The organism is Candidatus Koribacter versatilis Ellin345 (assembly GCF_000014005.1).
Classification (GTDB): Bacteria; Acidobacteriota; Terriglobia; order Terriglobales; family Acidobacteriaceae; genus Korobacter; species Korobacter versatilis_A.
Map to the genome: position 1 here is coordinate 2129596 of NC_008009.1, position 18728 is coordinate 2148323.

The 18728-nt window shown below is 58.4% G+C and carries 16 protein-coding genes; 5 read left to right on the plus strand and 11 right to left on the minus strand.

The window, feature by feature from the left end; genetic code table 11:
- Positions 1–189: 189 nt before the first annotated feature.
- Together ACID345_RS09005 and ACID345_RS09010 are read left to right on the plus strand one after the other, a co-directional pair.
- Complete coding sequence (locus tag ACID345_RS09005; protein ID WP_041856482.1) at positions 190–2670, plus strand: DNA translocase FtsK; 2481 nt, start codon at positions 190–192, stop codon at positions 2668–2670.
- 131 nt (positions 2671–2801) lie between these two features.
- Entirely contained in the window at positions 2802–3134 is a 333-nt protein-coding gene (locus tag ACID345_RS09010) for a ComEA family DNA-binding protein (protein ID WP_011522561.1), read from the plus strand.
- Positions 3135–3161: 27 nt separating this feature from the next.
- Here the strand turns inward: ACID345_RS09010 and ACID345_RS09015 are convergent, their stop codons facing one another.
- The gene (locus ACID345_RS09015; protein ID WP_011522562.1) at positions 3162–4424 is read right to left on the minus strand and encodes a DUF3999 family protein; all 1263 of its coding nucleotides are present in this window, start codon (positions 4422–4424) and stop codon (positions 3162–3164) included.
- 197 nt (positions 4425–4621) lie between these two features.
- On the opposite strand from ACID345_RS09015, the gene ACID345_RS09020 reads away from it, so the two are divergent.
- The gene (locus tag ACID345_RS09020) at positions 4622–5839 is read left to right on the plus strand and encodes a serine/threonine-protein kinase (RefSeq protein ID WP_148210059.1); all 1218 of its coding nucleotides are present in this window, start codon (positions 4622–4624) and stop codon (positions 5837–5839) included.
- On the opposite strand, the gene ACID345_RS09025 is transcribed toward ACID345_RS09020, so the two are convergent.
- From ACID345_RS09025 to ACID345_RS09040, 4 genes are read right to left on the minus strand one after another with little or no spacing between them, the layout of a single operon-like run.
- A complete protein-coding gene (locus ACID345_RS09025; RefSeq protein WP_228370756.1) occupies positions 5840–6703 on the minus strand; it encodes a hypothetical protein in 864 nt (287 codons plus the stop codon).
- Between the two features lie 34 nt (positions 6704–6737).
- Positions 6738–7628 carry a hypothetical protein gene (locus ACID345_RS09030; RefSeq protein WP_011522565.1) on the minus strand — a complete coding sequence of 297 codons (891 nt, stop codon included), beginning with the start codon at positions 7626–7628 and terminating at the stop codon, positions 6738–6740.
- A gap of 10 nt (positions 7629–7638) precedes the next feature.
- Positions 7639–8514 (minus strand): hypothetical protein, encoded by an 876-nt coding sequence (locus ACID345_RS09035; protein ID WP_011522566.1) that lies wholly within the window; start codon positions 8512–8514, stop codon positions 7639–7641.
- Positions 8515–10320, minus strand: a complete 1806-nt coding sequence (locus ACID345_RS09040; RefSeq protein WP_041855563.1) for a DUF2339 domain-containing protein — start codon at positions 10318–10320, stop codon at positions 8515–8517. It lies immediately after the preceding gene.
- Between the two features lie 249 nt (positions 10321–10569).
- Here ACID345_RS09040 and ACID345_RS09045 point away from each other — a divergent pair, with 249 nt between their 5' ends.
- Positions 10570–10911 carry an STAS domain-containing protein gene (locus ACID345_RS09045; protein ID WP_011522568.1) on the plus strand — a complete coding sequence of 114 codons (342 nt, stop codon included), beginning with the start codon at positions 10570–10572 and terminating at the stop codon, positions 10909–10911.
- A gap of 560 nt (positions 10912–11471) precedes the next feature.
- Here ACID345_RS09045 and ybaK read toward each other — a convergent pair.
- Complete coding sequence (ybaK, locus tag ACID345_RS09050) at positions 11472–11948, minus strand: Cys-tRNA(Pro) deacylase (RefSeq protein WP_011522569.1); 477 nt, start codon at positions 11946–11948, stop codon at positions 11472–11474.
- A 159-nt stretch (positions 11949–12107) separates the two neighbouring features.
- Here ybaK and ACID345_RS09055 point away from each other — a divergent pair, with 159 nt between their 5' ends.
- Complete coding sequence (locus tag ACID345_RS09055) at positions 12108–13445, plus strand: YncE family protein (RefSeq protein ID WP_187148977.1); 1338 nt, start codon at positions 12108–12110, stop codon at positions 13443–13445.
- A 67-nt stretch (positions 13446–13512) separates the two neighbouring features.
- On the opposite strand, the gene ACID345_RS09060 is transcribed toward ACID345_RS09055, so the two are convergent.
- The 5 genes from ACID345_RS09060 to ACID345_RS09080 form a co-directional block, all read right to left on the minus strand.
- The gene (locus tag ACID345_RS09060) at positions 13513–14010 is read right to left on the minus strand and encodes a chemotaxis protein CheX (protein ID WP_011522571.1); all 498 of its coding nucleotides are present in this window, start codon (positions 14008–14010) and stop codon (positions 13513–13515) included.
- Positions 14007–14462 carry a response regulator gene (locus ACID345_RS09065; RefSeq protein ID WP_011522572.1) on the minus strand — a complete coding sequence of 152 codons (456 nt, stop codon included), beginning with the start codon at positions 14460–14462 and terminating at the stop codon, positions 14007–14009. Before ACID345_RS09065 ends, ACID345_RS09060 begins: the two co-directional genes overlap by 4 nt.
- 62 nt (positions 14463–14524) lie before the next feature.
- On the minus strand, positions 14525–15616 hold the full coding sequence (locus tag ACID345_RS09070) for a protein-glutamate methylesterase/protein-glutamine glutaminase (RefSeq protein ID WP_011522573.1): 1092 nt from the start codon (positions 15614–15616) through the stop codon (positions 14525–14527).
- Positions 15613–17796 (minus strand): chemotaxis protein CheA, encoded by a 2184-nt coding sequence (locus tag ACID345_RS09075; protein WP_011522574.1) that lies wholly within the window; start codon positions 17794–17796, stop codon positions 15613–15615. The genes ACID345_RS09070 and ACID345_RS09075 overlap by 4 nt, the downstream gene beginning before the upstream one ends.
- A gap of 1 nt (position 17797) precedes the next feature.
- A complete protein-coding gene (locus ACID345_RS09080) occupies positions 17798–18697 on the minus strand; it encodes a CheR family methyltransferase (RefSeq protein ID WP_011522575.1) in 900 nt (299 codons plus the stop codon).
- Between the last annotated feature and the right edge of the window lie 31 nt (positions 18698–18728).

The window sequence follows — 18728 nt, forward strand, 5'->3', positions numbered from 1 at the left end:
ATCTTCGCGAGTCCTGTCTTTTCCACTGTCAAATATCTTGCTAGGCACTTGTATCTTCAGGCAGTTCTGGGATAATCAGAATCGCTCTGGTGTAACTTCGGGTGTTCCCGAAAGACGATCTCTCTCGCTTTGCCCAACCGTGGGGCGGGAGTCTCCCTGCGACTGTCTGACGGAATGCCGAAAACGAAGATGACCCTTCTTGCCCGAGCGACTACCCCTACTTCCAATAAGCGGCTGAACGAGCTCGTTGGGCTGCTGATTTTTCTTTCCTCCATTTTGCTGGCACTGTCGCTGGTGTCCTATCATCCGGGCGATCCATCGCTGAACACCTCGTCCTCCGCCCAGGGCGGCCGCGAAGTCGCCAACTGGATCGGCATGGCCGGCGCGTTCGTCGCCGACCTCGCACTGCAAACGATCGGCATCGCGGTGTTCCTCGTGCCGGTGTTTATGGTGATGTTTGCCGTGCGCTGGTTCCGTTCGCGGACAATCGCCTCGCCCGTCAGCAAGCTTTCCGGCGTGCTGTCGATGGTCGTATTCTCGAGCGCGTTTCTCGGACTGCTGCCGTGGCACTGGCACTGGGCGCGCGGCGCGGGCATTGAAGGCCTCATGGGCCGCATCGTCGCCGACGCGATGATTCATTACCTCAATCTGGTTGGCGCATACATCGTTTGCATCGCCGCGATTGTCACCGCGACGTATCTTTCTACAGCGTTCTCCGTCGCCGAACTCCACATCTGGTCGCAGACGCGCTTCGCGTTCGCCTATGCGTGGTGGGACCGCTTCCAGGATTGGAAGAAAGAGCGCGAGAATAAGAAGGCCGCAGACGCGCTGGCAAAGAAGCGTGAACAGAAACCCGTTGTTACAGCTCAGCTCGTTCCAGCAAAGGGCCGCCTCGACGAGATGCCGCAACCCGTGGCGCGCGTAGCTCCGCCGCAGGCAGCAGTAATGGCGCGACCTGCTGTACCGGTCGCAGCTGGCGGATCGAAGCCGAAGTCTGGCATTGAAAAAATGCTCGAAGAGGATGGAGTCGTAGAAGAACCGAAGTCCGCGAAGAAGCCGATTGCCGCTTCAGTCACCCCGGCAATTCCCGCCGAGGATATGGACGACGACGATGCCGAAACCATTGCTGTTGGTCCCCGCGCTGATGCGCTGCAGAAGCCCAAGACCACGATGCCGAAGATTGCCGGTACCTTCAAGCTGCCGTCGTCCGCGTTGTTGCGCCGCCCCGACGAGCAGCAGCAGATTGACGAAGAAGAACTGAAGGAGCTCGCGCAAGTGCTGGTCGAGAAGTGCGCCGAATTCGGCGTCCACGGCCAGATTACGCAGATTAACCCCGGCCCGGTTGTCACGACGTTCGAGTTCAAGCCGGAAGCAGGAATCAAATACAGCCGCATCACCGGCCTCGCCGAAGACCTTTGCCTCGCGATGAAGGCCGAGAGCATCCTCATCGAGCGCATGGCGGGCAAGAGCACGGTCGGTATCCAGGTGCCGAACCATCAGCGCGAGACCATCTTCCTTCGCGAAGTCGTCGAGTCCAACGAGTTCATCGGCGGCAAGAGCAAGACCACGCTGGCGCTCGGCAAAGATATCAACGGCCGGATTGTTTGTGCGGAGCTCAACGGAATGCCGCACCTGCTAATTGCCGGTTCCACCGGCTCGGGCAAGTCGGTGGCGATCAACGCCTTCATCATGTCGGTGCTCTACAAGTCCACGCCCGAACAGGTCCGCCTGATCCTCGTGGATCCGAAACGACTGGAACTCGGCAACTATGAAGGCGTGCCGCACCTCTACACACCGATCATTACCGAACCCAAGTTGGCTTCGAACGCGCTGAAGAACGCAGTACGCGAGATGGAGCGCCGTCTGAAGGTGCTTGCAGAAAAAGGCGTGCGCAATATCGATCAGTACAACAAGCTCTTCGAAGGCAACGCAACGCCGAGTCTCTTTGAAGACGGCGAGACCGAACACAAGCCGCTGCCGTACATTGTCATCATCATCGACGAGTTGGCCGACCTCATGATGCTCGACGGAGCCAACGTCGAAGAGTCCATCACGCGACTCGCACAGATGGCCCGCGCCGTCGGCATTCACCTCGTGCTCGCCACGCAGCGCCCGTCGGTGGATGTCATCACCGGCTTGATCAAGGCGAACTTCCCGTCGCGTATGAGCTTCCGCGTGGCCACCAAGATCGATTCGCGCACCATTCTTGACGGCAACGGCGCCGAACAACTTCTCGGCCGCGGGGACATGCTTTACCTGCCCTCGGGTTCGGCCCGCGTACAGCGCGTGCACGCGCCGTTCGTCACCGAGAAGGAAATCGAAGCCGTAGTGGAGTTCTGGAAGGCGCAGGGTACCGCGCAGTATGAACAGAAGTTCCTCCAGGCCCCGAAGGAAGAAGGGAACAGCGTGATGGGCGAAGGCGGTGCCGGTGGTGATGGCGAACTCGAGGGCGATCCGATGTACCAGGACGCCGTCAAACTCGTCCTTGAATTCGGCAAGGCCTCCACATCACTCTTGCAGCGTCGTCTCCGTGTCGGCTATGGCCGCGCCGCGCACCTCATCGACCTCATGGAACAGGATGGCATCGTCGGCGCAGCGGATGGCCCGAAGCCACGCGAGGTCCTGAAACGTCCAGATTGGCTCAACGAAGTTGAAGAGAGTTTGCGGTAACGAAAGCAGGTGTAGTAAGTCAGCTTGGCGCGACCAAATGGTCGCGCCGTTTTTATTGCGGCCAACGTCCCGACAGGGTATGCCATCCAACCGCGCGTGAAGTTCACTTCTGCAGCATGGAGAGGTGTCGCGTGAAAAAAAACCTTGTTCGGATTTTTGCGCTCGCAGTCGTCGCGCTCGTCGCTTCGCTCGGATTTGCGCAAAGCGGCGGGAATCCGACTACCGCCAAATCTCAAGCCAGTTCAGCTCCTGACAAGAGCACTGCAAAAATTGATATCAACTCCGCAACCGGCGATGAGTTAGCTACTCTGCCCGGTATCGGTCCGGCCACCGCTCAGAAGATCATTGCTGGTCGTCCGTACCATACCAAGACTGATCTGAAGAACCAGAAGATTGTGAACGGTCCCACCTACGACAAGATCAAGGATCAGATCATCGCGAAGCAGGGCGATAAGACGAAATAAGAGGCAAGGGCATGGCTCTACTTGGCGCTATGCCCGCTTCAACCCTCTGAGCGCAACAATCCCAATCCCCAGCACCGCCGCCACCATCGCCGTCCACAGCACCCAGCCATTCCGCTCCGTCCACGCACGCTCATCCGGCCGGCTTGCAAATTCCGGATTGTCCATCGCCGGCCCAAGCTTCGCTTCCGTGGCCTTCTTTGCATCAGCGTCGCGAAAGAACTTCGCATAGTCATACACCGGCGCGGGGACCTGCTCATCCCCGTAATACACCCGCACAATGCTCGTGCCCTGCGGATCGAAGTAAATCCGACGCTCCACCGTTTGCGCCGTCACTTGCACCGGAAGCGGCGGATCGTCGCCATTCTGCACTGTCACTCTCCAGTGCATCGCGCGGGTGTCATGCGTCGCAATCTCAAGTTCCTCGTGAATATTCCCACCTACCCATCGAACGCGAGAAATCTCGCCACCGGCCACGGCTTCCCATCCTTCGTCCGGCTTCAATCTCTTGTCGTCCCTGCGCGCCTCCACCGTCACGTTGCGCCGGAAGTTCACCCGCTCACCCGGCATCGCGAACTGAAGCCGGTCGAGCGGCACGCCCTTCGGTACCTCGATTTCAAACACACTCTCATGCGGATTCTGCCCACGTAAGATGCTCACTCCCACGGCGTCCCAGATCGCCGTTGTGCGATTCGTGTTGCTGGCCGTCGCGCCAGTTATATGTTCTGGCATGATTGTGTGCCCGCTGTTGGCGAGCAAACCTGGAATCGTGAGATGAAGGTATCGGAAGGTGGAAGGGGGTAATTGGATCGTCAAATTCGATCCAAGCTTCTGTTTTGAGAAATCGAAGATCGGTGCGACTGCGAGTTTGATCGCATTCTTGCCTTCGATATCGTTACTTCCGAAGACGCGAACTTCGGTGTTGAAATCCTTCTGATTCACCTGCAGCGTGACTTGGTCGTACTGGTCAACGCCCTGCATGTCCAAATCAAACACCGTTGCATCCGGCACCACGCCCTTATTCAGCACCCTCACCGCATGCTGCTCGCTGTACTCCGCGCTCCCCTGCTCGCGCAACGCATACGGCACCTCCTTGGTGCCGTTGTAGAGTCGGATATCCCCAAGGTCGACGCGGGTATGCGCCCACATATCGGCGTCCATTGCGACGTAATTCGTGCCAGGGGCTGCATGGGCGTCGCGCACATTGGTGAAGTACTGCGGCTTGGCATCTGCCGCAAACGCCGCACCTGCAAAGAAAAGAAGTGCAACTCCACAGATTCGTCGGATAATCATTGCCGTTTCGTCGTCAGAATACGCGCTTTTGCGCAGCGAAGCACGACCGGAGTACGGAGGTAACTTGCTGCCTCGCAACCACTCACGTAATTTTTATCTGTCCCGTAACGCCGCCGTTCATCGGCCATAGCTCGCTCGAGGATGCCGGACGACACGACCATCCGCATCCCGCACGCAATTCGAACTGAGGCACGAAGTTGACGACATCTACAGAAATGATAGGCCGCTACGAGATCCTCGCGGAAATTGGCCGCGGCGAACTCGGTGCGGTTTACCAGGGACACGACTCCGAGAACGATCGCGTCGTCGCTATCAAAGCGATCCCAATCGCCGAATTTCCGGAATCCAATCCGCTTCAGTTCTTCCTCGACGCACGCGCCGTCAAACGCCTCACGCATCCCGGAATCGTCGAGCTTTACGACGTTGGCATTTCCAACGAGAAGCAGATGCTCTATCTCGTCCGGGAATATGTCGCCGGCGTCACCCTCGAGACCATCCTGCAGAGTGGAAGCCTCAGCCCCGAGACAGCTCTGCAAACTGCCAAAGAACTTGCTGAAGCGTTAGACCACGCGCATCGCCAGGGATTCATTCACGGCAACGTTCAGCCCTACAACATTCTCATCACCGAAGAAGGTCACGCAAAACTGGCGGAATTCAGCGGCTCGAGACTCTCCCGCTCATTCCATGGCGACAATGCTTTCTTCGCCCCGGAACAACTGAACGGCGGCGTGGCTGACGCTCAGACCGACCTTTTCTCTCTGGGCGCGTTGCTCTACACCATGCTGACCGGCCATGTTCCATTTCACGGCCGCGGCGCGAGTCCCGTAGACTGGAGTGCACATCGTCGCGCACTCTCCATCGCGAACAACGGCCCGCTACACATTTCGCCCGAGGTGGATCAACTTCTGGCGAAGGCGCTCGCAAAAAATCCTGCGGACCGCTTCCAGGTCGCGCGTCAGATGGCCTACGCCATTCAGAAAGTCTTAGAGCCCGCAGTTCCGGAACCGGTTCTAGAAGACATCGCTCCCGAATCCCTGGTGGCGATTCCCGAACAGCGTCCAACACCGGAAGTTCCCGCAGTCGGTGCCCCGGCGTCTCAGGACATCGAAATCGTCATCTCGGCGGAATCCGTTCTAGCTTTCATGCGCGTGCATCGGCTCTGGCTCTATCCATCCGCCGCGGTGCTCGTGCTGATTCTTCTGTTCTTTGCGTTGACGTCCAGACGAACTCCCGCTGGTTCCGCAACCAAGTCCGCGACGCCGCAAGCCGCTCGCCACACCGCCGGCGGATCCAAGCCCGGCGCCGGACTCTCTCGTGCCAGCCGCGCCCACACCAGTCCCTCGAACAAACACGCCAACGACGGAACGAGCAGCGATCAGCCTGAGAGCGCCAGCGCAACGCAGCCTCAGCCATAACTACTGTTCCGGAGTTTCTCCCGTCACAATCCGAGATTTCGCGCCGAACTTCTGCCAGTGTTGGAAGGTCGTCTGGTTGATCTCGCATTTCTTCCGTTTATCGTCGTGGCAGAACGTCACCGTCGCCTCCACCGGCAGCACAAACGACGTCCCATCCCCCAGCGGTTCCCGCCGATAATTCACCTGGTTGCTGCCAAAGCGCAGCGGAAAGCTCTTTTCGATATCGCGGGTCGCGCGCTCGAAGCGCACCAGGTCGAAGCTCTTACTGGCCAGCAAAATCCGTCCGCGATACCCGGGGAAGTCGCTGACAATTTCTTTGCGCTTGTCGTTCGTCTTCAGCGCCCAGCGCAGGTTGTCGTCGCGCATTACCTCGTAGTTGAAAACGAGCACCGGCATGCCTTCCCACGACGATTCACCGTCGAACATAAAGTGTGTCTTCGTGTGGCTGCCAAACAACAACCGCAGCGCGCCTCCAAAGTCGTCGTACGACCACGCGCCGTAGAGCTTCATCATGCTCGTCGCGTCAGACTGCTCCGCCAGCTTCACATGATTAATCGCAATCTCGCTAAAGTGCGGCTGATCGTCAATGTAGGCGATGCGCGCGCTGGTCGTATCAATCAGCTTGCGTTCTTTCCCGTTGTCGGTATGGTAGCGGCGCGTGTCCTGGTCGCCGATAATGTTCGGCAGCTTCGCATCGAATGACACTACCCATTCGCAAAAGTGCCGGAATGCCTCTTCGTGACCGAGGCCATCGGAAATCCCCGCACAATATTTTTGGTTGGTGACGTCAGTCGCACTCTGCGGTTCCTGCGCGATCCCAAGGCTCGCACAGCACAAGAATATTGCCAGTGTACGGATCAACAAATTCAAACCAATACTCCGATTCCTCCGCCCGTAATCAGTTCGGCGGAAGTGTATTTCCTTCTGGCAATATTCGATGCTCCGCGCCGAACTTGCGCCAGTGTTGAAAAATGACTTCAACCTTCGCGCAGTTCTTATACATTTCACCCATAACCTTGCCCATGCAACTGAACGATTCGGCAGATACCGGCAGCGCAAAGTTGGTATTGTCCGCCAACCGCACGTCATCGTACCGCACTTTCATCTTCACCATTTTCACCGGGAATTTCGGATCGACATCCGTCGTCATTCGCTCGAACTCCACGCAGTGTCCCGTCGCCTCATCGATCACAATTTTTCCCTCGTAGCCAGGAATGAATCTGCGGTTCCCGGCTGCCCCAAGCGCCCAACTCCCGTTCTCGGCCCGCCGAACTTTGAACTCGTAAGAGAGCAGCTTCTCGCCGTGCTCCCCCACTATTTCTTTGTCGAACTTAAACCGGCTTGCACGGACATCCGCCACCAGGCCTTCGAGCGATGCGCCCAGCTCCCCCGTGGACCAAGCACCATTTAACTGGAAGATTGTTTTTGTCGTAGGAATTCCGTTGACCGCCAGGCCCGCGTATTCCACGCGGCCGCCATCGTAATGCGCTGTCATCGTGATCGTGTCGCTCGGATTCCACCCCACTGGCCGAAAAAACTGGCGGTCCATCTTCTCATCCGCCAGGATGTTCGGCAGTCGTTCGCGAAACGTCAGCACCCAGTCGCAAAACGAGAGCAGGGAATCGGAATGCTGCATACCCTGCGCTAGTTTCACGCAGTCGGACTCGGGCATAAGCCGCTCGACAACTGGCGGCGCGGGCACTTCTGGCGCAGGTACTGGCGATCCGCTTTGCTGGGCAGCCGCGCAGACCGTCAACGTCGAAATCGCGAGCATAACCACCAGGCGCACTTCAGCCTCACTATTTTGGCTCTACCCGCCAGTTCCGAAACGTTATCTCGTTAGTCAAGGAATTTGTAACTTCGTCGTCGTTGGTAACGGAACTCCTCGTCTCCGCACGGACGGGCAAAACCAATTCGTTGTTCTCAGACACGTGGATGTTCTCGTAATCAATCTCCTCTGAGAAATCCATTCTCGGAGAGGTAGGAACCAACTCCGTCGTCTCCCATTCCAGCCGCGTCGGCTGTCCTGTATCGCCGTCGAGAGAGATCTTGCCTTTATACCCCGGCACCGCTCTTGCCGCTCCCATCAGCACCCAACTCGTGTTGTCTCCGGGTGAGATCTTGAAATCGTAGACGAGCACGCGCTTCCCCTGGCCCCGCTTTTGATCCTTCGCGAACTTGAAGCTCGTGTTTCTCCCATCCATGAGCACCGCTTCCAGAGCGCCGCGAAGTTCCCCCGTGGAAAGAAAACCGTTATTGAGCTCGTACTCTAAAATCGGCGTCTTCGTCGTCTTACCGCTCATTTTCAAGTTCGAGTACCGCACCATTTCGTCACCATAGTGCGCGAGCATGCTGATCGTTTCAACGGGTTGGGATCCGTACTGCCCGGGGGCTGATCGTTTGATCTTTTCATCCACCTGGAGCTTTGGCAGACGCTCCCGGGACGTCAGGGCCCATTTGCAGAAAGAGACGAGGACGTCGCCGTGCTCAACGCCCTCTGCGAGCTTCTCGCAATCGGAGACCGGCATCATTTCCTCCGGCGCGCGATGCTTGTACCGCGTCCCCGGCGGTTTATCCAGAAATGGAGCGCTCCGCAATTGACTATTGCGGTCCGCCTGCGCCCACCCAAGCGCCGTGCATAGCAGTACGCCGAATGCCACGTAACCCTGTCGCATCTACTCTCCTCGCCCCGGCAACGAAATATGTCCCTTCTGATACAAGAACGAAACTCCCAGCAGCACCACGCCCAGTCCGATGAAACTCAATATCCGGAAACCAAGGTCCAGCATCGACGTGTCGAACAAGAACACTTTGATAATCGTAATTCCCAGCAACACGATCGCCTGCCAACGTAAGAACGCGGATCCGCGACGGAACCCTATGAACATCAGTGTTGCACCGTACAACATCCACACCGCGGAATGCGAGAAGCTGCGAATCGTCTCTACGCTACGGGCTGCTGCGTAAGAGTGCTCCGTCCATTTCTCGTTGATTTCCGGCTGGAAGAAGTCCTGAACTTCGTGGAACAGCGCGATCAGCGCGAACCCGTTCAGCATCACGCCAGCTGCGAGTCCACCGGAGCGCTCATCAGAACGTTCCGATTTTTGCGCTCCGTATGCCACCGCGCCGAGCACCGCAATCGCCACCAGGAACGTCGCAAATCGCCAATTCAAGAAGAGGAATGGCTGCCTCTGCCAGCCTTCAACCAGCAGCCTGAACAATCCAAACAGAAGCGCCACAATGCCAAAGATCTTCAGGAACTCATGGCGCAGCCGTTGCGCCACGTATAACAGCGCCGCCGATTCCACCAGCCAGCCCATCGTGATCCAATGCCCATTTAGCTTCAACGGAATCGCAGTTGTCACGAAGCCAATCGCCAGCGCCAGGTGCACGAGATTCAGAAGGCGACGGTTTTCCGCGCCGGCAGCCTGCTTGGCCACCTGTTGTGCCAGGAGCACGTAAAACGCCGCCAATCCAATTGCCAGCCATGCCGAAGCGTTGTCTCGAAACGTGTTCGGGTGGGCGTTGCCGAACAAGTCGTACATCTCGAGGAAATATGCGGATGCGTTTGCCAGCGCCAGCATCGCGGCCAGAAAAGTCGCGTCTACCGGTTCCTTCACGCGCGGAACCAGCGCCCCCGCCGCAAAGATCAAAAAGAACAGCGTCGCAAAGAACGAGGTGACACCGAATTCGTTGATGTTGTAATAAGTGGCGCTCCAGGCGATGTACATGAACAACGTTCCGAAGAACGCGCCCACCGCCAACCGCCGCCACCCGCGCAAGGCCGTAAGCGTCACCGCGCCGGCCGCGAGAAGCGTCGTGTAGGAGAACAGAAATATTTCGTGGTTCTGCCCGGTCGAGCAAAGTGCCGGTGTCGAGAATCCTCCGGCAAGGGCGTACGCCGCGAGCAGTTGTGCATTCTGCGTCAGCGCCATCACCACCGTCGAGGCCGTCACGATCGCCATCGCCACAAAGCCAACGCCCGGCGAAATCAGGTGATACACCTGCACCGCAGCCCACAATGACAGATACAGCGTTCCAATTCCGATCGCCTTCAGGCCATACGAGAACAGGGCATAGCCCTTGCGCCGGAAGGTCTCGCTCCATACCGTAACCGCGATGCCTGCGAGCAATCCAATTGCAATTCGTCCGCTCGGCCCGATCCAGCCGTTATCGAATGCGTACTTCAGGAAATAGGAAACGCCTACCAACACCGCAATGATTCCCACGCGATTAAGCCAGTGGGTCCCGATGCGTGCTTCAAGCTCTTCCGCGCTCGCTGGCGACCTCCTCGCCTTCCGAGGAATTGGCAGTGCAGTCGGTGGCTGAGGCCTTGGCTGAACCGGGACTGGTTGCGGCGGAGCAACCGGAGCCGGTTTCGCTGTCGCTGTCGGACGTGCGTCCTCCAGGCGCTCAACGCGGTGGCGGAGCTCTTCCACCTCGCGGCGCAGCTCCGAAAGCTCCTGCTCTCGCGGATCCATCGGCACAAAGGTAGATGCGCGCAGCCCGCGACGCAAGTCATTCCACGTAAACCGCGCTGCTAGGCACCACCACGGACTTCTATGCCGCCGATTTCCTGCCTCACCCCGAGGTCCGTCTCGCTTCGGAGAGGTCGCTAGAAGAAAATTGTAATTATCAGCGCCAATTTACGGCCTTGGGCAGTAAACTGCCCAAGTGTTCCCGCGCTTCTAAGAACAGTCGTAAGCCGCATATCGTAAGGAGGCTTTCCCTTGGCTTTAACCTCGAGCACCCGTGAGAAAAACGGAGTTTTCATTGTGGACCTTAACGGCCGCATCGCCCTGGGCGACGGCAGCGCCGAACTCCGCGACGCCATCAAGAACGCAGTCGCCGCCGGACACCAGAAGGTCCTGCTCAACCTCGCTGGCGTCAGCTACATCGATAGCTCCGGCATCGGTGAACTGGTCAGCGGTTTCACCTCCGCCCGCACCCGTGGCGCTGACGTGAAGCTTTGCAATGTCACCAACCGCGTCAACGACCTTCTGCTCGTCACCAAGCTCTATACCGTCTTCGACATCAAAGACACCGAAGACGCCGGCGTCGGCGCGTTCTAGGATTCAAGTGTGCCTCATCGTCCCGCCCCCCGGGCTGTGAGGCACACGCTCCAAACTCCTCCTACGTCACAACCCACTCGTGATCCGTCGCACAGCGATACGTGCGTCCAGTCACATCTTTTTTCCCCAAGTCCGACCTATCGTGCAAATCGGGAAATTCCCAGAAATCCAAAGCTCTTTGAAAACCTGCCGTCTGCCATGCGGGAGCCGCGCTACTGCCGTCACTTCCCATGCCCTCTCTTGTCATTCAGAGGAGGGCGAGAGGCCGACGAAGAATCTGCTGTTCCGCCGGCAGCGAAAATTACTCCCGAAATTACGCAAAAAAGCACCAGCCCGTGAAGAAAATCGCTCCACCGAGCACGTTTTCGCAGCGATTTCGCCCCCTTTTTCCCAACTTTCTTGGTGCACCCTTCGTGCCCTTCGCGGTTGAAGATTTTCGCTTTTCCCCTCCTAACTCCCACGCCGAGAGGAATTTACCTCTAAGTATCTTTAGAAAGAGGAATTTGCGAACATTACATAGCCTAAGCTGTTGAAAACACAAGAGAGAGGGAGGGGGGTACCTACTGCTTTTCGTGCGCAATCGCTGCCACGGTCGCATTCACGGCACGGATATAATCCGCCGGTGCGATCAGGATCTGTGTCCCGCGCACCCCGGCCGACAGCGAGATCACATCGAAGATCTCCGCGAGTTCGTCCACCACCACGGGGTAGTCTTTCTTCGCGCCCAACGCCGTCACTCCACCGCGAATATATCCGGTGAGTGGCTGGACCTCTTTCAACGGCACCAGCGCGATCTTGCGATCGCCAGTCGCCTGGGCGAGCGCCTTGAGGTCGAGTTCGTAGTTGCCGGGGACGACCGCGAAGCAAACGCCGTTGCGATCACCGCGTGCGACCAGCGTTTTGAATACCTGTTCCGGTGGGAACCCGATTTTCTCGGCAACGCTCTCTGCGGCGAGGTCGTCTGGATCCACCTCATACTCACGCAGCTCGTATTGGATCTTCAGGCCGTCGAGGATGCGCCCTGCATTGGTCTTCATCCGGCTATCTTCCGCACGCCTTTCCCGTCTGAGACATAGAAGTCATCGTATCGCGGGACGAATGCAATCACTATCAACAGCTTAGCCACCTTACGGGGTTGGCCGGGTGCTCCCGCCCAAGTACAATAGACCTTTATCCCACGAAGTCACGGAATGCGAATGTTCTCTTGGAAAAAGGCCGGCGCTGGAGCCGGTGTGCTGTGCGCACTACTGATCGGGGTTGGTTGCAGCGACACCTATCGTCCCATCGCAACCGCGATTGTGAAGCCCGGCGGCGATCCTCAGCCCGCCAAGTGGGTCTATGCCGTCTATACCAATCCGACTGGCACCACTGGAACTCCAGGGCCCGGCACCCTTCAGCAAATTGACGTGTCTGGCGACAGCGTGGCAGTGAACATCAACGTGGGCACGAATCCGATCAATGCCAGCTTCCTGGGTACGCTCTCCTCGGTCATCATGACCGTGAACCAGGGTGCCGTACCGGATTCTTCCGAAGCCAGCATCACCGCGCAGCCGGTTTGCAACCCGCAATTCACCACTTGCAACCCGCAGCCCGCGAGTTCAGTTACTCTGCCGACAGGTTCGATTCCAACCAACGTCGGCTCGCGACAGGCTTCGCTGGTTTACATCCTGGCCTCGGTAGCGCCGGGGTGCCCGGAGGGCGCGGTCTACGCCGTGAACACTTCGTACGTGGTCGCGAACACTACGTGCGTCGGTAACAATCCTTCGGCGCTTACGCAAGTGCCCAACGCCGGCAGGCTGTACGTCATCAACCAGGGTGACAACACCGTGAGTGTGCTCGATCCCGTCAGTCAGGCAGTCATCACAACCATCCCGGTTGGAACTAATCCAGTGATGGCGGCGACTGACCTAAGTGGAAAATACGTTTTCGTTGCGAACAAGGGCTCGAATAATCTCACGGTGATCACTACGTCGGACAATTCGACTTCCACGATCAACGTCGGGAACGCGCCGAATTACATCATCTACAGCGTGCGTCGCAATCGTTTGTTTGTCACCAATGGTGGCAGCAACGACGTGACCGTGCTCGACCTCTCCGGCTCCACGCCCTCCGTGCTGAAGCTGTCGGTACCGGTAGGACACAATCCCACCGGCGTGGTGCCGCTCATTGATGGCAGCCGCTACTATGTCGCGAACACTAACGACAACACGGTCAGCGTTCTCGACGCGAACAGCAACGTCGTGGTGAAAACGGTTTCCCTTGGGCCGGCCGCTGCGATTACGCAGCCGCTCTACATCGAGACCGAGCCGACAAGCACCAAAATTTATGTGACTACGCCCGCGCCTCCCGCCGGCACAGCCGCAGCCAATAATCCCAACGACGCCCCGGGTATCACGGTGATCCGCACCGACACGAATGGAATTTCAAATTTCATTCAAGCGCCACAGGCGGACCCGAAATGCCAGGTGAACCCCACGGCGGGGCTGACCTGTGCGTATCAAGTCCCGAAAGAAGTGCTGGCGTTCCCGCGCTAAACGACGTCTCAAGCAAACGAGAAGGGTGGGCAAAAAGCCCACCCTTTATTCTTTTCACTCGATGAAATTATGCGGAGGCGACGAGCTCTTCGCCGCGACGACGCCGGTTGTAGCGCATCGCGATATTCATGAACACATTTCCTGCTGGCGTCTCGACGAACATCACCAGCGCTTCTGTGTCTTCGCTGCCTGGTAGTCCAACGTCATCCTTATGCACTTGCGGCGGATGGATCTTGAAGCGGAAGCCCTGGTCGTTGAGTGCGGTGACAGCATTGCCGATGACCAGGTTAGCGAGCTCGCAGATCGTCTCGGCGATGATCTCATCAGATTGCGCGACTTCCTGGCCCGCGAGGGTTGAGGCAATTCGTGTGGCGGTTTCGGCGTCGATGTCGAAGATGATGCGGCCTTCGATGTCGCCGGTGACGTTGACCACCGCGGCGACGCCCTTGCGGCGGTAGATCTCTTCCTCCATGGTCATATCGCCGATGCGCGTGTTGCATTGCAGCGTCTCGGCAAGCACCGCGTCGGCGGCGTTGATGAAGGGCTGGATGAGGTCCATCTTCATTGGCCGGAATCTCCCGCAACGGCAGAAGCCGACGCCATCGCCAAACCCTCGTCGCCAAGGACGTACTTGATCACCTCGTAGAGGACCTCGGGCTTCACCGGCTTCTGGACAAAGTGCCGCGCGCCCTTCTGGAGCGCCGCCACGATGTTCTCCTGATAGCCGACCGACGACACCATAACGATGCGGGCGTCGGGGTGCTGGCGCACGATGCGCTCGGCAGCTTCGATGCCCTCCATCTGCGGCATGGTGATGTCCATGAGCACGATGTCGGGGTGGGTGCGGTCGTACTCCGTGATTGCCGTGCAGCCGTCTCCGGCCTCGCCCGCCACCTGGCCACCAAAGGTATCAATCATCTTGGCCAGGTTCTTGCGGGCAAACACGGAGTCGTCTACCACGAGGTAGCGTACCGGTTGCCGGTCCTTGCTGCGGAGTAGAGCAGCGAATTGCTCCATACATTCCTCTCAGGGTCTGCCGGTATATTGTCGCCCAATCCGGCAAAACCGCGAAGTACTAATCAATCGAACGAACTGACCCGTTGCGCCGCGCTTTGTACCATGAGCAAATTCGGCAATGCATCCAGCGCAACCACTCGATTCACGTTGCCGCGTTCTATGGCAACCTTAGGCATCCCAAATACCACGCTGGAGCCCTCGTCCTGTGCAACTGCCAGGCCGCCAGCGGCTTTCACCGCGCCTATCGCATCGGCGCCATCTTCACCCATCCCCGTCATGATCAGGGCGACGACTTTTGGGCCAAACTCCTGGGCCACGGACCGGAAAAGCACGTCTGCCGAAGGCCTATGCCCGTTAACCGGGGGCTCATCGGACAAAACGACAACATCACCCATCGGCATACGGCGTACACGCATATGACGATTCCCCGGGCAGATCAAAGCACGCCCTGCCAGCAGCAAATCCCCGGAAGCGGCTTCCTTCACTTCGATGGCGCAGGACTCAGCGAGCCGGTTCGAGAACATCTGGGTAAAGCCTTCGGGCATGTGTTGCACGATCAAGATCGTACCGGCAAAATCGGCGGGAAGCTGTGACAGCATGAAGAGCAGGGCATTGGGACCGCCGGTTGATATGCCAATGGCGATGATCTTCGACGGCGTCGTCCGCGAGGCGACGGGTGGTCGCGCCGGCTTACGCGCCGAACGCAATAGCGCTTCATCAACTGTAGCGATTTGCGGCCTCGGCTTGCGCGCGGCGCCGGCAACCTTGATCTTCGCAATGATCTCATCTGCCACATTCTCAAGGGTGAGGGAAGAGCCCTCCTGCGGCTTGGCGACGAAGTCAAACGCGCCGAGTTGCAGCGCCTTGAACGTCTCTCGCGCGCCCTGGGTGGTGTGAGCACTCACGACGATCACCGGAGTTTGTCCGCGCTTGGTTATGTGGCGCAGCATTTCCATACCATCCATGTTGGGCATCTCGAGATCGAGTGTGACCACATCCGGCCGAAGTTCCTCGATCTTCTTGAGTCCAAAGGCCCCGTCCATAGCGGTGCCTATGACCTCGATCGCCGGGTCCTTCTGGAGCATCTGTGTGATCATCTTCCTCATCAGCGCAGAGTCATCCACCACTAACACGCGGATCGGCGTAGTCCTCAAGCCGAGGCTCCCAATTTTCTTGACCCGTTGCCGCTCGGCGCGCGCCCAAGGCGCTCGACCACAGAAGCAACGTTTAGGATCAAAACGACCTTACCGTCACCAAGGATGGAAGCGCCGCTAACCAAATCGGTTGCGACGAGATTGTCGTCCAGGGCCTTGATGACCAGTTCTTCTTCCCCAACCAGTTTGTCTACGACCATCCCAAAGCGGCGGTCGCCCAGTTGTACTACGACTACGAAAACCTTGTGCTTCTCCGACTGCGGCTGGCGCTTGCGGCCCTCCAGCTTGTCCAGACGAACCAGAGTGACGATCTGTTCGCGAAGCTGCAACACCTCGTGGTGGTCCACGACGTGGATATGCTGCGAGGTGGCGCGAGCTATCTCGACCACCGAGCCGAGGGGCACCGCATACAGCCGGTTGGCTGCGCGGAAGAGCAGTGCCTGCATGATCGCCAGAGTCAGCGGAACGCGCAACTGGAAAGTCGTTCCGCGCCCTTTTTCAGTCTGGATCCCGATGGAGCCCTTCAGGCGACGCAGCACGCTCTCTACGATGTCCATGCCCATACCGCGGCCGGAGATCTCAGTGACTTGGGTCGCGGTGCTCAGGCCGGGTCGGAAGATCAGGTTCAGCGCGTCCTGATCGGTCAGCTTTTCGGCTTCTTTCTCCGAGACGATGTTGTTCTCGATTGCTTTTTCAACCACGCGATCGCGGTCAATGCCGGCACCGTCGTCGGTGAGTTCGATGACGACCTGGTTGCCCTGGTAGAACGCATTGAGTTTCAGTGTTCCTTTGACCGACTTGCCGGCGGCGATACGCGCGGCTGGAAGCTCGATGCCGTGGTCCACGGCGTTGCGAATTAGATGCATCATCGGCTCAGAGAGCGCGTCGAGAATGCTCTTATCGAGATCGGTGTTCTGGCCGCTGATGATCAGATCGCATTCCTTGCCACTGGAGCGAGCGACATCGCGAACAATGCGAGGAAAGCGCCGGAAGAGTTGCTCCACCGGCACCATGCGGATCTTCATCACCGCGCGCTGGAGCTCATTCAGGATCTGCGCCTGGAACGCCATCGCGTCGGCAAAGCGGGCCTTCAACGGATCTTTCGCGTGCTGCTTGCCGAAATCGGAGAGCGTCTGGTTGAGCATCGACTTGTTGATGATCAACTCACCGACGAGATTGAGTACGGTATCAATGCGATCGGCATCCACGCGCAGCAGGTTCTCAGGCGTGATCGCAAAGGGATTAGGCGACGGCGCATCGGCGTGCGCATCGCCGTCGTGCTCTTCGACGGTGAGCAGAGCGGGTACGGTTTTGAGATCGGGCTTGGGCGGCTCGACTTTCTTCGGCTCAGGCGCCGGCGGCGCGGGCTTGGGCGGCGGAGCGACGGCCTTAGGAGTTTCTTTCGGTGCTTCGGTCGCGCGCGAGAGAATGCCTTCGCGCGGTTGTCCGGGGCGCAGATAGTCTTCGAGCAAAGTGCGGCGCGTAATCGCCGGAATCTGGATCTTCTTCTCGATGTTCTCGGGCGCCTGGAAGGTCGCAAGGATGGCCCGAATCGTCGAGATGTTTTCCGGCAGCATGTCGCCTTCCGGCTGAATCGTGATGGTGACGCCGAGCCCCTGCAGCACGTTCTTAACGAGTTGCAGAGCGGCCATGCGCATGGGGCACTGCGGGTCCACTTCAATCGCGATGTTAAACAGACGTGCGCCAGACGATGCGCCCTTCTCAGCGAGTAATTGTTCGTACTCGCTCCACATGAACTCAAGCTTTAGCGCGCCGCCGTCGAGTGCTTGCGGCTTCTCGGTCAACCGCTTAATCAGGTTGCGGACGTGATCGGTGGCCGGGAGCGCTGAATTGCGCTGATATGCGGTGAGCAGGGAATCGAAGGTGTCGGCAGCGTTCAGCACGAGTTCGACGAGGTTGCCGCTCGCCGCGTGCGTGATTTCGGGAGTAAGAGCGTTTTCGAGTTCGTGTGCCAGTTCGCTGAGTTCTTTAAAGCCGCAGGCCGCCGAGTCGCCCTTGAGCGTGTGCACGGTGCGACGGATGTCGCGCACGATCTCCGCGTCGTTGGGGTGGCGCTCCAACTCAAGACCTTCGTCGTTGAGCGCTTGCAGAAGTTCTTGCGCGCTCTCGAAGAACAAGTCCCGGAGTTCGGCTGCCCGCTCGTCGGAGAAGAAGGACACGCTAGACCTCGATCCTTTGGTACGCCGTGCCGTTATTCACGTGCACCATGCGGAATTTGTCGCTCAGGCCGAAAAGACTCTCTGCATGGCCGACAAACAAATATCCGTCGGGCTTCAGGCAGCGATGGAATTTGTTGATCAAGCGCTTCTGCTCGGCTTCGTCGAAATAGATCATCACGTTGCGACAGAAGATGACGTCGTTGTGCTGCGGCAAGAACTCGGTCTTCAGGTTATGGAAGTCGAAGTGGATGAACTCTTTCAGCGCCTTCTTGATCATGTAGCGATCGTTGACCTTGTCGAAGTAACGAAGGCGGTAGGAGTAATCCACCGGTTCCATCTGGGTTTCGGAGTAGCTGCCTTCCTGCGCGGTGCGCAGAACGCGATAACTAATGTCGGAGGCGAGGACCTCAACCTTCCACGGTGGCGGAACCAGCGGCTTCGGGGTGGGCGTCTCGATCGGCAGGGGATTGCGCAGGTTGTAAAACGCAAGCGCATCACACATCAACATCGCGAGGGTGTACGGCTCCTGACCGGTAGAGCAGCCAGCGCTCCAGATCTTCAGCGACCAATCGCGCCGCTGGTGCTTGCGATGCAGGATTTCTTCCATCGTGATCTTGTGGAAGAGATCGAGCTGCGGCTTGTTGCGGAAGAAGCTGGTCTCGTTGATGGTGAGATTGTCCACAAGGGCAGCAATCTCTGTGCGCCCCTGCGAGCCGGTGAGCAGCTTGTAATAGTGGTAGAAATTGTCGAAGCCGTTTTCTTTGATGCGACGGCGAACACGGTCTTCGAGGAAATGCGCGCGGCGTTCGTCGAAGAACATGCCGCACTCCTGGTAGACGAGCGTCTGGAGGAGTTTGATCTCCGCCTCAGTAAGCGTGACTTGGATAGAGGGTGTCGCCATGTCCTCTCAGGTCTTCCAGGAGCTAAAGCCC

Coding starts and splice junctions, on each gene's coding strand:
- ACID345_RS09005 (WP_041856482.1), top strand. CDS start 190: ATGACCCTTCTTGCCCGAGCGACTACCCCTACTTCCAATAAGCGGCTG.
- ACID345_RS09015 (WP_011522562.1), bottom strand. CDS start 4,424: ATGATTATCCGACGAATCTGTGGAGTTGCACTTCTTTTCTTTGCAGGT.
- ACID345_RS09035 (WP_011522566.1), bottom strand. CDS start 8,514: ATGCGACAGGGTTACGTGGCATTCGGCGTACTGCTATGCACGGCGCTT.
- ACID345_RS09040 (WP_041855563.1), bottom strand. CDS start 10,320: ATGGATCCGCGAGAGCAGGAGCTTTCGGAGCTGCGCCGCGAGGTGGAA.
- ybaK (WP_011522569.1), bottom strand. CDS start 11,948: ATGAAGACCAATGCAGGGCGCATCCTCGACGGCCTGAAGATCCAATAC.
- ACID345_RS09055 (WP_187148977.1), top strand. CDS start 12,108: ATGTTCTCTTGGAAAAAGGCCGGCGCTGGAGCCGGTGTGCTGTGCGCA.
- ACID345_RS09060 (WP_011522571.1), bottom strand. CDS start 14,010: ATGAAGATGGACCTCATCCAGCCCTTCATCAACGCCGCCGACGCGGTG.
- ACID345_RS09065 (WP_011522572.1), bottom strand. CDS start 14,462: ATGGAGCAATTCGCTGCTCTACTCCGCAGCAAGGACCGGCAACCGGTA.
- ACID345_RS09080 (WP_011522575.1), bottom strand. CDS start 18,697: ATGGCGACACCCTCTATCCAAGTCACGCTTACTGAGGCGGAGATCAAA.